At 74.9% G+C, this 13,716-nt stretch carries 15 protein-coding genes; 8 read left to right on the plus strand and 7 right to left on the minus strand.

Annotated features, from left to right (window positions below; all coding sequences use genetic code 11):
- Window positions 1-166: 166 nt before the first annotated feature.
- Window positions 167-835, plus strand: a complete 669-nt coding sequence (locus ACI79Q_RS05855) for a potassium channel family protein (protein WP_456587762.1) — start codon at window positions 167-169, stop codon at window positions 833-835.
- On the plus strand, window positions 835-1,515 hold the full coding sequence (locus ACI79Q_RS05860; protein ID WP_456612890.1) for a potassium channel family protein: 681 nt from the start codon (window positions 835-837) through the stop codon (window positions 1,513-1,515). Before ACI79Q_RS05855 ends, ACI79Q_RS05860 begins: the two co-directional genes overlap by 1 nt.
- A gap of 85 nt (window positions 1,516-1,600) precedes the next feature.
- On the opposite strand, the gene ACI79Q_RS05865 is transcribed toward ACI79Q_RS05860, so the two are convergent.
- The 6 genes from ACI79Q_RS05865 to ACI79Q_RS05890 form a co-directional block, all read right to left on the minus strand.
- Entirely contained in the window at window positions 1,601-2,389 is a 789-nt protein-coding gene (locus ACI79Q_RS05865) for a DUF3159 domain-containing protein (protein ID WP_456587760.1), read from the minus strand.
- A 61-nt stretch (window positions 2,390-2,450) separates the two neighbouring features.
- Window positions 2,451-2,828: an OB-fold nucleic acid binding domain-containing protein gene (locus tag ACI79Q_RS05870; protein WP_456596426.1), complete on the minus strand. Its 378-nt coding sequence runs from the start codon at window positions 2,826-2,828 to the stop codon at window positions 2,451-2,453.
- A gap of 64 nt (window positions 2,829-2,892) precedes the next feature.
- Window positions 2,893-3,627: a DUF3710 domain-containing protein gene (locus ACI79Q_RS05875; RefSeq protein ID WP_456614370.1), complete on the minus strand. Its 735-nt coding sequence runs from the start codon at window positions 3,625-3,627 to the stop codon at window positions 2,893-2,895.
- Window position 3,628: 1 nt separating this feature from the next.
- A complete protein-coding gene (gene dut / locus ACI79Q_RS05880) occupies window positions 3,629-4,132 on the minus strand; it encodes a dUTP diphosphatase (RefSeq protein WP_456596424.1) in 504 nt (167 codons plus the stop codon).
- A gap of 27 nt (window positions 4,133-4,159) precedes the next feature.
- Window positions 4,160-4,981 (minus strand): hypothetical protein, encoded by an 822-nt coding sequence (locus tag ACI79Q_RS05885; protein ID WP_456614371.1) that lies wholly within the window; start codon window positions 4,979-4,981, stop codon window positions 4,160-4,162.
- A 138-nt stretch (window positions 4,982-5,119) separates the two neighbouring features.
- Window positions 5,120-5,419 (minus strand): DUF4193 domain-containing protein, encoded by a 300-nt coding sequence (locus tag ACI79Q_RS05890; RefSeq protein WP_456587755.1) that lies wholly within the window; start codon window positions 5,417-5,419, stop codon window positions 5,120-5,122.
- 285 nt (window positions 5,420-5,704) lie between these two features.
- Here ACI79Q_RS05890 and ACI79Q_RS05895 point away from each other — a divergent pair, with 285 nt between their 5' ends.
- Window positions 5,705-6,751 (plus strand): phosphotransferase family protein, encoded by a 1,047-nt coding sequence (locus ACI79Q_RS05895; protein ID WP_456587754.1) that lies wholly within the window; start codon window positions 5,705-5,707, stop codon window positions 6,749-6,751.
- Between the two features lie 119 nt (window positions 6,752-6,870).
- Window positions 6,871-7,416: a LytR C-terminal domain-containing protein gene (locus tag ACI79Q_RS05900; protein WP_456587753.1), complete on the plus strand. Its 546-nt coding sequence runs from the start codon at window positions 6,871-6,873 to the stop codon at window positions 7,414-7,416.
- A 13-nt stretch (window positions 7,417-7,429) separates the two neighbouring features.
- Here ACI79Q_RS05900 and ACI79Q_RS05905 read toward each other — a convergent pair whose 3' ends face one another.
- Complete coding sequence (locus ACI79Q_RS05905) at window positions 7,430-8,260, minus strand: inositol monophosphatase family protein (RefSeq protein ID WP_456614372.1); 831 nt, start codon at window positions 8,258-8,260, stop codon at window positions 7,430-7,432.
- Between the two features lie 97 nt (window positions 8,261-8,357).
- Between ACI79Q_RS05905 and ppgK the strand changes: the two genes are divergently transcribed.
- The 4 genes from ppgK (at window position 8,358) to ACI79Q_RS05925 (ending at window position 13,669) form a co-directional block, all read left to right on the plus strand.
- Window positions 8,358-9,101 (plus strand): polyphosphate--glucose phosphotransferase, encoded by a 744-nt coding sequence (ppgK, locus tag ACI79Q_RS05910; protein ID WP_456587751.1) that lies wholly within the window; start codon window positions 8,358-8,360, stop codon window positions 9,099-9,101.
- Between the two features lie 280 nt (window positions 9,102-9,381).
- Window positions 9,382-10,725 (plus strand): RNA polymerase sigma factor, encoded by a 1,344-nt coding sequence (locus tag ACI79Q_RS05915; protein ID WP_456587750.1) that lies wholly within the window; start codon window positions 9,382-9,384, stop codon window positions 10,723-10,725.
- A gap of 378 nt (window positions 10,726-11,103) precedes the next feature.
- Window positions 11,104-11,328, plus strand: coding sequence for a DUF7455 domain-containing protein (locus ACI79Q_RS05920; protein WP_091930645.1), 225 nt, complete (start codon window positions 11,104-11,106; stop codon window positions 11,326-11,328).
- A gap of 142 nt (window positions 11,329-11,470) precedes the next feature.
- Window positions 11,471-13,669 (plus strand): VanW family protein, encoded by a 2,199-nt coding sequence (locus ACI79Q_RS05925; protein WP_456614373.1) that lies wholly within the window; start codon window positions 11,471-11,473, stop codon window positions 13,667-13,669.
- Window positions 13,670-13,716 lie beyond the last annotated feature (47 nt).

Genomic DNA, 13,716 nt, shown 5'->3' on the forward strand with positions numbered 1-13,716 from the left:
GTACGGACGTGCGGGAGGCCCGCGGGCGTGACTCGGCGCACCTCGCCCCGACGGGGGGATACCGGCGTCCTGCCCGCTGGCGGACCGTGCGCGGGTGTAGCTTCGCGGCCGGTGATGCGCGGGCGGTCGGCGCCGGCGCCGCCGGAGATCTGCGGGAGTGACGCGCGTGCACGTGGTCGTGATGGGCTGCGGCCGTGTCGGCTCGGCCATCGCCCGGCGCCTGGAGCAGATCGGGCACAGCGTGGCCGTGATCGACCAGGACCCCGAGTCCTTCCGGCGGCTCGGCCCGGAGTTCACCGGGCGCCAGATCAAGGGCCTCGGATTCGACCGGCAGACCCTGCTGGACGCCGGCATCGACTCCGCGGGCGCCTTCGCGGCGGTCAGCAGCGGCGACAACTCCAACATCATCTCGGCCCGCGTGGCGCGGGAGACCTTCGGCGTCCAGCACGTCGTGGCCCGCATCTACGACTCCAAGCGGGCCGAGGTCTACGAGCGCATGGGCATCCCGAGCGTCGCCACCGTCCCCTGGACGGTGAACCGGCTGCTGCGCGAACTCCTCTCGGTCAAGGTGAGCGAGCTGTGGCGCGAGCCCACCGGCAAGGTGCTGCTGGTGCGCGTGACGGTCACCGACGCCTGGGTGGGGCGCAAGCTCGCCGCCCTCGAGGCGGCCACCGGGGCCCGCGCGGCCTGGCTGGTCCGCTTCGGTGAAGCCCAGCTGCCCACGCCGGTCACGGTGCTCCAGGACGGCGACCAGCTCGTCGTCGCCGTCACCGACGAGCTGACCGCACGCGTGCACGAGGTCGTCGAGCGCGGCCCCCAGGAGGGGAGTCACTGATGCGGGTCGCGATCGTCGGGGCCGGCGCAGTGGGACGGTCCATCGCGGGGGAACTCCTGGGTTACGGCCACACCGTCATGCTCATCGAGAAGGACAGCCGCAAGGTCCGCACCCGGTCGGTGCCAGGCGCGGAGTGGGTGCAGGCCGACGCCTGCGAGGTCTCCTCGCTGGAGGAGGCGCAGCTGGCCACCTGCGACGTCGTGGTGGCCGCGACCGGCGACGACAAGGCCAACCTCGTCGTCTCGCTGCTGGCCAAGACCGAGTTCGCGGTCAATCGCGTGGTCGCCAGGGTCAAGGACCCGCGCAACGAGTGGCTCTACACCGAGGCGTGGGGCGTCGACGTCGCCGTCTCCACCCCCCGGGTGCTGGCCGCCCTGGTCGAGGAGGCCGTGTCGGTGGGCGACGTCGTCCGGCTCATGAGCTTCCGCAAGGGCGCGGCCAACCTGGTGGAGATCACCCTGGGCGACGACACACCCTGGGTCGGCCACGCCCTGCGCGAGGTGCCGCTGCCCCGCGAGACGGTGCTGACGACGATCCTGCGCGGCGACCGGGTCATCACCCCGTCGCCGGACGAACCGCTGGAGTCCGGCGACGAGCTGCTGTTCGTGTCGCACGGCGACACCGAGGAGGAGCTGCAGCACGTCTTCGCGCCGGACGGCCCGGGCCGCATCGACCGCTGAACGAGGGACCCCGTCCTCCTCACCCCTCGCAGGCTCGGGCGACCCTCTGCACGGGGCCGCACGTGCCCCTGCACCGGAGTCGTGATCAGGTGACGGGCGGGCCGGGCGCGCGGTGCCGGTGCAGCCGGGCGACCACCCACAGGGTCACCACGAGCACGACCGCGGTGAGCGGCAGGCCGAGCACGACCGACGCCGTGCCGAGCAGCTCCACCTCGTCGGCGCGGTAGAGCACCCACTGCACCCCCGCCCGCAGGAAGAACGAGGCCGCCCAGAGCGCGGTCAGCCAGGAGTAGGCGCGCAGCAGCCGGGGCTCCCGGCGCCAGTGCAGCTGCGGCACCGCCGCCGGGTCGGGCACCGGCGGCGCGGTGGCGGGCGCGGGCGCGTCCTCGCGCGCCGCCCGACGACTCCAGGGCAGCGAGTGGGTGGCCATCGCGCCGAGGTGGCTCGGCGCCAGGAACTCGGCCACCACCCCGACCAGCGGCCAGCGCAGCGGGATCGAGCCCAGGAGCACCACCCCGACCACCAGGCTGCGGACGATGCCGAGCACGAAGAAGTCGCGGGCCTGACCGGTGTTGGCGGCGATGGCCACCGCGATGCCGACCCCGACCAGGCCGCTCACCGCCTGCTGCACGCTCTGCCGGCGGCTCAGCCGCAGCACGAAGACCGCGACCGCCGCGACCACCGCCGCCCAGATGCCGGTGCGCAGCCCGGCGATGCCGTTGGCCACGATGAAGGCGACCGTGGGCAGCGTGGCGTCGAGCATGCCGCGCCAGCCACCGAGCTGCGCCAGCAGCTGCTCGCGGTCGAACGGGGAGGCCGGCGCGCCCGCCTCGGGAACGTGCTCGCCGTCGCCCGGCCGGCCCGCTGCGGTCACCTTCGTCTCCCCCGATCGCTGCCCGGCCCACGCATGACGGCTCCCCGCCGCTGGGCGGTGGTCAGCCGGCGCTCAGCTCGTACCAGGGGTTGTAGATGACCTGCCGGCCCTCGAAGGAGGCGAACCGCCCCCGCGCGGTCAGCGACCGACCGGGCTCGATGCCCGCGATCCGCCGCCGGCCCAGCCACACCAGCGTCACCGACCCCGAACCGTCGAACAGCTCGGCCTCGAGCGTGGGCACCGTCTCGCGCGGCGTGTAGACGACCGACTTCAGCCGACCGGTGACGGTGACCACCGCGCCCTTGCGGCAGGTGCTGACCGGCTCGCAGCCGGCGGTGGCCGTTCCCGCGCGCAGCTCCTGCGCGTCGATGGCGTGGTCGTCGGCGGTGAGTCGCTGCAACGTGCGCGACCACCAGCCCGCCGGTCGGGTCTCCGTCACGGTTCCAGCGTAGTGCGCCACGGTGCCCACGGGGACGCGCGCGGGTGTTCCCTGCATCGCGTCGTCAGGCCGGGCCGGCAGCCGGCCCGCCGTCCGGCGACCGCGGGCCCGCAGCCGTCCCCGGGGCGGGCCGCTGCGCGGCCAGCTGGGCCGCGGCCTGCGGGGGCAGGGCGAGCGGGAGCGGCTCGCGCACCGGCATGGGCTCGCTGCCCCGGACGACGACGATGCCGCGGAACGCCGTCTCCAACGCCGCCGCCTCGGCCTCGGCGCCCGCGGCCGCGGAACCGCTGAGCAGCCCCCGCAGGAACCAGCGGGGTCCGTCCACGCCGAGGAAGCGGGCCGGTCGCCGGACCGACGGCTGGGCGGCCTGCCCGGGCTGCGCCGGCGGGGCCGCCACGACGGTGCCGACGAGCTCCGCGCCGAACGGGCCCTCCACCTCGCGCAGCGACGCGCCCTGACCCGAGGCGCTGCGGGCCAGCTCGGCGCGGACGTCGTCCCAGATGCCGGCCGCCCGGGGCGCGGCGAAGGCCGCGATCTGCAGCAGCGAGTCCCCGTGGCGCAGGGTCGCGCCGATCACCTTCTGCTGCTGGTTGAGCTCCACCCGCAGGTCCATGCCGGGCAGTGCGGGCAGCCGGATCGCACCCAGGTCGATGCGCGCCAGACCGTCGTCGGGCGCGTCGGCCTCGTCCCAGGGACCGCTCGTGGGCGGGACGTCCCGGATGCGCTGCTGCGGCTCCGGGGGGACGCCCCGCTCGCGCAGGCTGCGGTCGATGCGGTTGCGCCGTCGTCCGAACGGCATGTCAGTTCCCCTCGGGTGCTGGAGTGTCGGAGGACCCGGCCGCACCGGCCTGGTACCCGCCGGTGGAGCCGTGCCCACCCCCGCCGCGCTCGCTGGGCGGCAGCTCGGGGACCGGCACGAACCGCGCGCGGACCACCGGCTGCACCACGAGCTGCGCGATGCGGTCGCCGCGCGACAGGCGCAGCGGGGCGGCCGGGTCGAGGTTGATGAGGTTGACCATGATCTCGCCCCGGTACCCCGCGTCGATGGTGCCGGGCGCGTTGACCATGCTGAGCCCGACCCGGTGCGCCAGCCCCGAGCGCGGGTGCACGAAACCGGCGTAGCCCTCCGGGATGGCCACCGCGACGCCGGTGCTCACCAGCCGCCGCTCGAAGGGGGCCAGCTCGACGTCCTCGGCTGCTGCCAGGTCGGCGCCCGCGTCACCGGCCAGCGCGTAGCGCGGGACGGCGGCGTCGGGTGCGGTGAGGAGGACGGGCACGTCCAGCTCGGCGGAGGGATCGGGCACGTCGGCGACCCTATAAGGTCCCCGCCTTCACGCTCCGGGCCCGCGCAGGTCGGACAGGACGCGGCGCGCCAGGCCCTCGGTCGCCCGGCGGTTGACCCGGCCGGAGAGCGCGGCGCCGACGAGGAAGGGGGCCGCGCCGGGGACGGCACCGGCCAGCCGGCGGGTCATGCGCCGGCGCAGGGCGCGCATACCGGCGGTGCCCAGGACGGAGCCGAGCCCCGCGGCGCCGACGCCGGCCACGGCCCGCTGCTGCGACCAGCCGGCCAGGTATGCCTGGGCGCGCGCGGCGGCGTCCCCGGGAGGTCGTCGGCCGTGCAGCTCGTGCAGCTCACCGATGAGGACGACCTCCACCGCGGCCACCAGCACCGTCTCCGCCCCCAGCTCCAGGGGCACGGCGAGCAGCGACGGCGGCGCGAACCAGTGCGCGGCGGACAGCCCGCCGGTGGCCGCGCCGATCCCGGAGGTGGCCCGGCCGGCACGCTGGACGAGCGCCTCGGCGATCTCGTCGTCCGAGAGACCGGGATGGGCGGCGCGCAGCCGCTCCCGGTCACGGATCGGCAGCCGGGGCACCGCGGCCGCCAGGAGGTCGCCCAGCAGGGCGCCAGGTGCCCGGCCGTCCCCGCCGGGAACCCGGGCGTCGGCCGGGCCGGGCGTCGGCGGGCCGCTGCCCCCTGCGCCGAACGCTCCGGCCACGGCGCCGGCGACGGCACCGACGACGTCGCGCAGGCCGCCTCCGGCCGCCCGGTCGGCGCCGCTCCCGGTCAGCCCGGCGACGGCGTCGGCGACGGCCCGCCCGGCGCGCGCCAGGGGGCCTTCCTCGACCGGCGCGGCGCCGTCCGACGGCGCCACCGGTCGTGGCGGTGGGACGTCACGCGGCGCCCCGGTCCGCGGCCCCTCGGTCATCGGTCCCCCAGGTGAGGTACTGGAACGGCCCCCGTGCAGGGTCCCGCCGCGAGCCTGCGAGTGGCGGGGGGCACGGGGGTCCTTTCAGGCGCAGTCGCGGCAGAGCAGCTGGTCGCCGCGGGTGGAGGCCAGACGGCTGCGGTGCTGCACCAGGAAGCAGCGCGAGCAGGTGAACTCGTCCTCCTGCTTGGGCAGGACGCGGACGGTCAGCTCCTCGTTCGACAGGTCCGCTCCGGGGAGCTCGAGGTTCTCGTTGAAGTCGGTCTCGTCGACGTCGACCGACGAGGACTGGGCCTCGGCCCGGCGAGCCTTCAGCTCCTCGAGCGAGTCCTCGCCGAGCTCGTCGGTCTCGTTGCGGCGCGGGGCGTCGTAGTCGGTGGCCATGGGGTGTGCCCCTCCTCCGGGGTTCTCGCGGGCGTCGTGCCCGCTCGTCTGACGCGGCGCGGGGTGCGCGCCGTCGTCCTGGCCGATCGCCGGTGGGCGACCGGTGGGTCGGTGTGGGGCGTCCCTCACCGGGCGCCCGTCCACTGCGCCGGCCTCTCCTCGCGGAGTGGCCAGCAGCCCCCCAACGCCGTCCGGCCCCGATTTGTGCCCGACTCTGCGGAGGTGACACATCGGGCCCGGGAAGGGCCGGGCGGGCGGCGGAGCGCCAGAGGTTACCCTGCGCCGGTGGCGACTCCCCCGGGTGCTGATCCAGCCGTCGTCGGGCCGTACCTGGCCTCCGTCTTCGGGGAGGAGCGATGGCGATCGGTGGACGTCGAGCTGATCGCCGCGGGCATGTCCAACCTCACCTACGTGGTGACGCCCGAGGGCGGGTCCGCGGACGACGCGGTGATCCTCCGGCGTCCGCCGACGGGCGCCGTGCTGGCCACCGCGCACGACATGGCCCGCGAGCACCGGGTGATCTCCGCGCTGGTCCCCACGCCGGTGCCGGTGCCGCGGACACTGCACCTGTGCACCGACACGAGCGTGCTGGGCGCGCCGTTCTACGTGATGGAGCGCGTCGTCGGCCTGCACGTCATCGACCGGATCCCGGAGGGCTACGCCGACGATCCCGCCCGGCGGCGCGCGATCGGCGAGGGCCTGGTCGACGTCCTGGCCGATCTGCACTCGGTCGACCACGTCGCGGTGGGCCTGGGCGACTTCGGCCGACCGGAGGGCTTCATGGCCCGCCAGGTGCGTCGCTGGACCCAGCAGTGGGAGGCGACCCGCGACCGCGAGCGTCCGGGGTTGGACGCCCTCGCCGCCCGGCTGGCGGAGACCGTGCCCACCACCCAGCGGCACGGGATCGTCCACGGCGACTTCCGGCTTGACAACTGCCTCCTCGACCCGGAGGTGCCCGGCCGCGTCCGGGCGGTGCTGGACTGGGAGATGTCGACCCTGGGCGACCCGCTGGCCGACCTGGGCATGCTCCACGTCTACTGGCCGCAGGCCGGGGAGCGGAGCGTCGCCGGGCAGAGCACGGTGACGGCTCTGGAGGGCTTCCCCACCCGCGCGGAGGTCGCGGCACGCTACGCCGAGCGCAGCGGCCTGGACCTCTCCGACCTGCCCTGGTACGTGGGCTTCGCCTACTTCAAGTTCGCGGCGATCGTCGCCGGCATCGTCGCCCGCTCGGCCGCCGGAGCCATGGCGGGCAAGGACACGGCGGGCTACGCCGACCGGATCGACCCCTGCGTCGAGCGGGGACGCGCCGCGCTGGACGACGGTGCGATCTAGGGACGCCGTCCGCCCCTAAGCTCGCTGCTGACAGCCGTCCGCACCAGTCGTCGGCGCCGTCCGTCCCGTCCCGGCCGGTCGGCCCCCCGCCTGCCGGATCCCGCCCGAGGAGCATTCCCGTGACCGAGCGCACCGTCCAGCCTCCGGTGCGCCCGCGCAGTGGCCGTCGCCCGCTCCCCCCGCTGATCTTCCTGCTGGTCCTCGCGCTGGCCGCCGGAGCCGTGTGGTGGACGGTGGTCCGGCAGGACCGGGAGCAGCAGGCAGCGGACGCGCGGGCGTGCGCCACCGCGGAGGCGGCGCCCCCGTCGCTGGACCCGGCAGCCGTCTCGGTGCGGGTCCTCAACGCCACGGACCAGGGCGGGCTCGCGCAGACGGTGGCCGACGAGCTCGCCGCACGCGGCTTCACGGTGAGCGAGGTCGCGAACGACCCGAGCAGCCGCGAGGTGGAGGGCGTCGGGGAGGTCCGCCACGGCTCGCCGGGCAACGACGCCGCACGCTTCCTCGCGGTGCACGCGCCGGGCGTCGGGGACTACCGCGACACCCGGGCCACCGCGGTCGTCGACCTCGTCCTCGGCCCCGAGTTCACCTTCCCCGACAGCCTGGCCACCCCCGAGGAGGTCGAGACGGCGCTCACCGCGCCGGAGAGCGCCGCCGAGGACTGCTGAGCCGCACTGCCGGTCAGCGGTGCAGCTCGGACACCAGCGCGAGGAAGGGCTCGGCCACCGAGGGGGCCACCGCGACGACCATCGGCTCGCCGACCGGCGTGCCGTCGAGGCCCGTCACCACCGCGCCCGCCTCGGCGGCCACCAGCGCGCCGGCCGCGTGGTCCCACGGGTTCAGGTCGAGCTCGTAGTAGGCGTCCACCCGGCCGGCTGCCACGGCGCAGAGGTCCAGCGCGGCACTGCCGAACCGCCGGATGTCCCGCACGCGCGTGACCAGCTGCGCCACCACCGCGCCCTGGGCCCTCCGCTGCTCGACCCGGTAGCCGAAGCCGGTTGCGACCATGGTCCGGTCCAGCGCCTCCGGCGTCGGAACGGTGAGCCGGCGCGGCGGCCGCCCGGGCGACTCCAGCCACGCGCCGCCGCCGGACGTCGCCGAGAACAGCTCCCCGGTGGCCACGTTGAGCACCACGCCGGCCCGCACCACCCCGTCGACCTCGGCGGCCACCGAGACGGCGTAGGCCGGGATGCCGTAGAGGAAGTTCACGGTGCCGTCGATCGGGTCGACGATCCACCGCACCCCGCTCGTCCCCTCGCGTGCGGCCCCCTCCTCCCCCAGCACCCCGTCCGCCGGCCGGGCGGCGAGCAGCCGCCGCACCAGCAGCTCCTCGCTGGCGGTGTCCACCGCCGTGACGACGTCGACGGGGCTGGACTTGGTGGTGACGTGCTCGCCGGCGGACTCCCGCCCGCGGGCCACCAGGGCGGCGGCCTCCCGTGCGGCCGTCACCGCGAGCTCCAGCAGCGCGCCCGGTGTCGGCCGGTCGGAGGGAAGTGCGTGCGCAGAGGTCATGCGGCGATCCTGCCGCAGGGAGGGGACCCCTCGTCGGGGCCCGCTGCGAGCATGCGAGCTGCGGGGGGCGAAGGGGGCCTTCCACTAGCCTGTCGGCGTGCAGGGCTTCGGGGTGGACATCGGCGGCAGCGGCATCAAGGGGTGCCTGGTCGACCTGGACGAGGGACGGCTGATCGGGGAGCGGCTGCGCATCGAGACGCCGCAGCCGTCGCTGCCCGAGCCCGTCTTCGACGTCGTGGCTCGCATCGTCGGGTCGTTCGGGTGGTCCGGACGCGTGGGGGTGACCTTCCCGGGGGTGCTCAAGTCGGGCGTCGCGCACACGGCCGCGAACGTCGACAAGACCTGGCTGGGCACGGACCTCGCCGCGGGGGTCGCCCAGCGCGTCCCCGGCCCGGTGGAGACGCTGAACGACGCCGACGCCGCGGGACTGGCCGAGATGCGCTACGGCGCCGGCCGCGACCGGCGCGGGGTGGTGCTCATGCTCACGTTCGGCACGGGCATCGGCAGCGCGCTGTTCGTCGACGGGAAGCTGGTGCCCAACACCGAGTTCGGTCACATCCAGGTCGACGGCGAGGACGGCGAGAAGCGCGCCTCCGCGGCCGCCCGGGAGCGGGAGGAGCTCAGCTACCCCGAGTGGGCGCAGCGCGTCGACCGCTACCTCGACGTCCTGGAGGCCGGCGTCTGGCCGGACCTGATCATCGTGGGCGGCGGGGTCAGCAAGAAGGCCCACAAGTGGGTCCCGCTGCTGTCCACGCGCACCCCGGTGGTGCCCGCGGAGCTGCAGAACGACGCCGGGATCGTCGGGGCCGCGCTGGCTGCGGCCGAGCGCGGCGAGGCCTGACCGCGGCGTCCCGGCGCCGGGTGACCCTCCCGGGGTGAGCCGACCGCCCCCTCGGAGCGAGGGGCCGGGGTGCGAGGCGCTGGTTTCACCCGGCGACGTCGTTACAATGGTGGAGCCCCAGCCCGCCGCGCTCCAGCCGGGAGGGATTCCCATACCCGATCGTGGCCAAACGCCGCGCCGGTCCGTGGGGTCCCCTCCCGCTCCGAGCACAGGGCCGGAGCCGCTGCCCGCGGGCCACACGGTCCCCCGGGGAACGCACCCAGCACGGGAAGGAACCTGAGTGCCCGCCGATCAGCCAGCACCGGAAGCAGCCGCAGCGAGCACCCCGCGCGCCAGGACGGCCGCAGCCGGTACCCGTGCCAAGAAGCCGGCCGGCGAGCCGGCCGCTGCGCGGAAGAAGGCACCGGCCAAGGCCGCCGGTACCACGACCGCGGCCAAGGGCCGCGCAAAGCCGGCGATCACCCCGTCCACGGCGGCCGGCGAGGGCACGGTCCTCACCGCGGTGGCCAGCGAGGACGGCGCGGTCGCGGTCGTCGACGCCGGCTCCGAGGGCCTCAAGCTCGACGAGACGGTCGTCACCGGCAAGGACGGTGTCGAGGTCGCCGCCGAGGAGGAGACCGCCGAGGGCGGCACCGACTTCGAGTGGGACGAGGAGGAGGAGTCCGAGGCCCTCCGCCAGGCCCGCAAGGACGCCGAGCTCACCGCCTCGGCCGACTCGGTCCGCGCCTACCTCAAGCAGATCGGCAAGGTCGCGCTGCTCAACGCCGAGGAGGAGGTCGACCTCGCCAAGCGCATCGAGGCCGGCCTCTACGGCGCCGAGCGGCTGCGCCAGGCCGAGGAGGAGGGCCAGAAGCTCTCCCCGCAGATGCGCCGCGACCTCAACTGGATCGTCCGCGACGGCGAGCGCGCCAAGAACCACCTGCTGGAGGCCAACCTCCGCCTCGTGGTCTCCCTGGCCAAGCGCTACACCGGCCGCGGCATGGCGTTCCTGGACCTGATCCAGGAGGGCAACCTCGGCCTGATCCGCGCGGTCGAGAAGTTCGACTACACCAAGGGCTACAAGTTCTCCACCTACGCCACGTGGTGGATCCGCCAGGCCATCACCCGCGCCATGGCCGACCAGGCCCGCACCATCCGCATCCCGGTGCACATGGTCGAGGTCATCAACAAGCTCGGCCGCATCCAGCGCGAGCTGCTCCAGGACCTGGGCCGCGAGCCCACCCCGGAGGAGCTGGCCAAGGAGATGGACATCACCCCGGACAAGGTGCTGGAGATCCAGCAGTACGCCCGGGAGCCGATCAGCCTCGACCAGACCATCGGCGACGAGGGCGACAGCCAGCTCGGTGACTTCATCGAGGACTCCGAAGCGGTGGTCGCCGTCGACGCGGTCAGCTTCACCCTCATGCAGGACCAGCTGACCAGCGTGCTGCAGACCCTCTCCGAGCGGGAGGCCGGCGTGGTCCGGCTGCGCTTCGGCCTCACCGACGGCCAGCCGCGCACCCTCGACGAGATCGGCCAGGTCTACGGCGTGACCCGTGAGCGGATCCGTCAGATCGAGTCGAAGACGATGTCGAAGCTGCGCCACCCCAGCCGCTCCCAGGTGCTGCGCGACTACCTGGACTAGGACGCCGGCACCGGTCCCGGACACCGCCGTCGGCCTCGCGCAGCGCCATGACCCGGACGGGTCACGGAGTGCCGGTGGCGGTGTACGCCGACACCTGTCGGGTAGACGGCGTAGCGTGGGGCCCGTCAGAACAGCAGCGGACCCACGGCCGGACCGGTCACCCGACGGCCCGGCAGATGATCACCAGCACGTGCACCACCCGTCCCAGCCAGTGACGTCCCCTGCTGAACCCGCTCCACCCACGCCCGGCGTGTTACGGACTCATCTCATTCGGCGAGTCCGGGATGAACCGGGCGGGAACGGGAATCCGAGGGGCCATCCTGGCGCTGTGCAGGAGGCCGATCCGCAGCCGCGGGTCCGTGCGGTAGAGAGCGAGTGATGACCCAGATGACCCAGACGCTGACGACGACCCCCGCCGCCGACGACCTGGTCGTGCCCTTCCACTGCGACCGCTGCGGCGCACTTGCCAAGGTCCGTGTCGTGCTCGCCAACGGCAGCGACCTCGTGTTCTGCGGACACCACGCCCGCGAGTACGAGGGCAAGCTGCGTGACATCGCCGTCGACATCATCGACACTGAGGGCGAGCAGCGCGTAACTGCGTGAGAGAGGCGCTATCGTCGCGCCCGCGATGACCGCCTCACCCGACGACGCCGCCGCGTCCGACGTCCCGCCTCGTGCGGGCGCCGGGCCGGCGGCTCCGTCGTCTGTGGGGGCCCCCGGTCGGCGGCGACCGGAGGAAACCCCCATGTCCCAGCACCACCCCGCATCCGACGAGACGGTGCGCATGCGTCCCGACGCCGGCGACGGGCCACCACCGCCCACGGGCTCGGTCCCGGCCTACCAGGCCGGGGCGGACGACACCCGTCCGGTGGGCCGGGACTGGCAGCCCGGCACGCCCGCTGCGTCCCCGGTCACCGCGGAGAACGCCGCCACCGGGTCGGACCCGGTGGACGACGACGCCGCCAGCACCCGCCGCATCCCGGTGGACGCGGAGGCACCCGCCGCGGACGACGACAGCGCGCGAACCGGCGTCATCCCTCCCGTCGACGACCACGACGCCACGGACGCCACGGACGCCGCGCCCCCCGAGCCGGCCACCCAGGACGCCGATGCCGCCGGTCCCCCGCCGCCGGGACAGGAGAACCACGGCGGCCCTCGCGGCCCCTGGTGGCGGCGCCGCGCCGCCCTGGTCCCCGCCGGTGTCCTGGCCGCGCTGGCCGCCCTCTACGGCATCGACCTGGTCGCGTCCTCCGGCGAGGTGCCGCGGAACACCGTCGTCGCCGGTGTCGACGTCGGCGGGCTCTCCCCCGCGATGGCGGCCCAGCGGCTGGAGGAGCAGCTCGCCCCCCGGGTCGTGGCCGACCACCCCGTCACCGCCGCCGACGTGACGGCCACCCTCTCCCCCGCCACGGCGGGCATCACCCTCGACGTCCCCCGCACCGTGGACGCGGCCGAGGAGCAGCCGCTCAACCCCTGGACGCGCCTGGTCACGCTCGTCTCCGACCGCGAGGTGGAGCCGGTGATCACCGGCGAGGAGACGGCGCTGAACGCGCAGATCGAGGCCATCGCCGCACAGGTCGACCGCGCTCCGCAGGACGCCACGATCGCCATCGAGGGCACCACGCCGTCGGTCGTGGAGCCGGTGGACGGCCGGACCCTCGACCGGGAGGGCGCCGCCGACGCGATCACCGACGCCCTGGCCTCCGGCGGGGACCCCGGCACGCCGATCGAGCTGCCCGTGGAAGAGACCCCCGTCCGGGTCGACGCCGAGGAGGCCCGCCGCGTCCTCGAGGAGACGGTCACCCCCGCGCTCTCCGCGCCCGTCCAGGTCGTGAGCCAGGACGGCACCACCTCGGCCGAGGTGCCGGTGACGGCGATCGCCGACGCGCTCGCCTTCACCCCCGAGGACGACGGCGAGCTCGCCGTCGAGCTGGACCCCGGGTCGCTGCAGGCGGCGCTCGGCGACGAGCTGTCGGTCTTCGGCGCCCCGGCGCAGGACGCCACCTTCGACGTCTCCGGCGGCTCGGTGCGCGTCGTCCCGTCGGTCGACGGCACCGGTATCGCGCCGGCTCGGCTGGCCGAGCAGCTGCTGCCGGTGCTGACCGAGGACGCGCCCCGGACCGTCACCGCCGAACTGGGCCCTGTCCCCGCGGACTTCACCACCGAGGAGGCCGAGGCCCTCGGCATCCGGGAGGAGATCTCCAGCTTCACCACCAACATCGGCAACCCGGCCAGCGGGACGAACATCCGGGTGGTGGCCGAAGAGGTCGACGGCGCGATCGTCATGCCCGGGGAGACGTTCAGCCTGAACGGCTTCACCGGACCCCGCGGTCTGGCGCAGGGCTACGTCGAGGCCGGCGTCATCAACAACGGCGAGTTCACCACCGCCGTGGGCGGCGGCATCAGCCAGTTCGCCACGACGATGTTCAACGCCGTCTTCTTCGCCGGTCTCGAGGACGTCTTCCACAAGCCGCACAGCTACTACATCAGCCGCTACCCGGCCGGCCGCGAGGCGACGGTCTACTACGACTCGATCGACCTCAAGTGGCGCAACGACGGGGACACGGGCGTCTACATCGACACCGCCTGGACGCCGGGGACCATCACCGTCACCTTCTACGGGACCCCGCGCTACGAGATCGAGTCGATCAGCAGCGAGCGCTACAACATCCGCCAGCCGGTCGTGCAGAACAAGCCGGACAGCCCCACCTGCGAGCCCCAGTCCGGCTCGACCGGGTTCGACATCACGGTGACCCGCGTCTTCCGCGACCTGGACACGGGTGCGGAGATCAAGCGGGAACCCTTCCGCACGCGCTACGCCGCCGAACCCGTGATCAACTGCGTCCCCGCCGAGGAGCCGGCCCCGCCGGGCCCCGAGGGCACCGCACCGGGCGGCCCGCCCGCGCCCGGAGGCCGGCGCCCGCCGCGTCCGCGGGCGGCCTGACGCCGGCCGCCCGAGGCGTTCCGCGGGGCGCCGGCGCCGGGAGTCCC

The sequence above is a fragment of the Blastococcus sp. SYSU DS0828 genome (assembly GCF_054050975.1).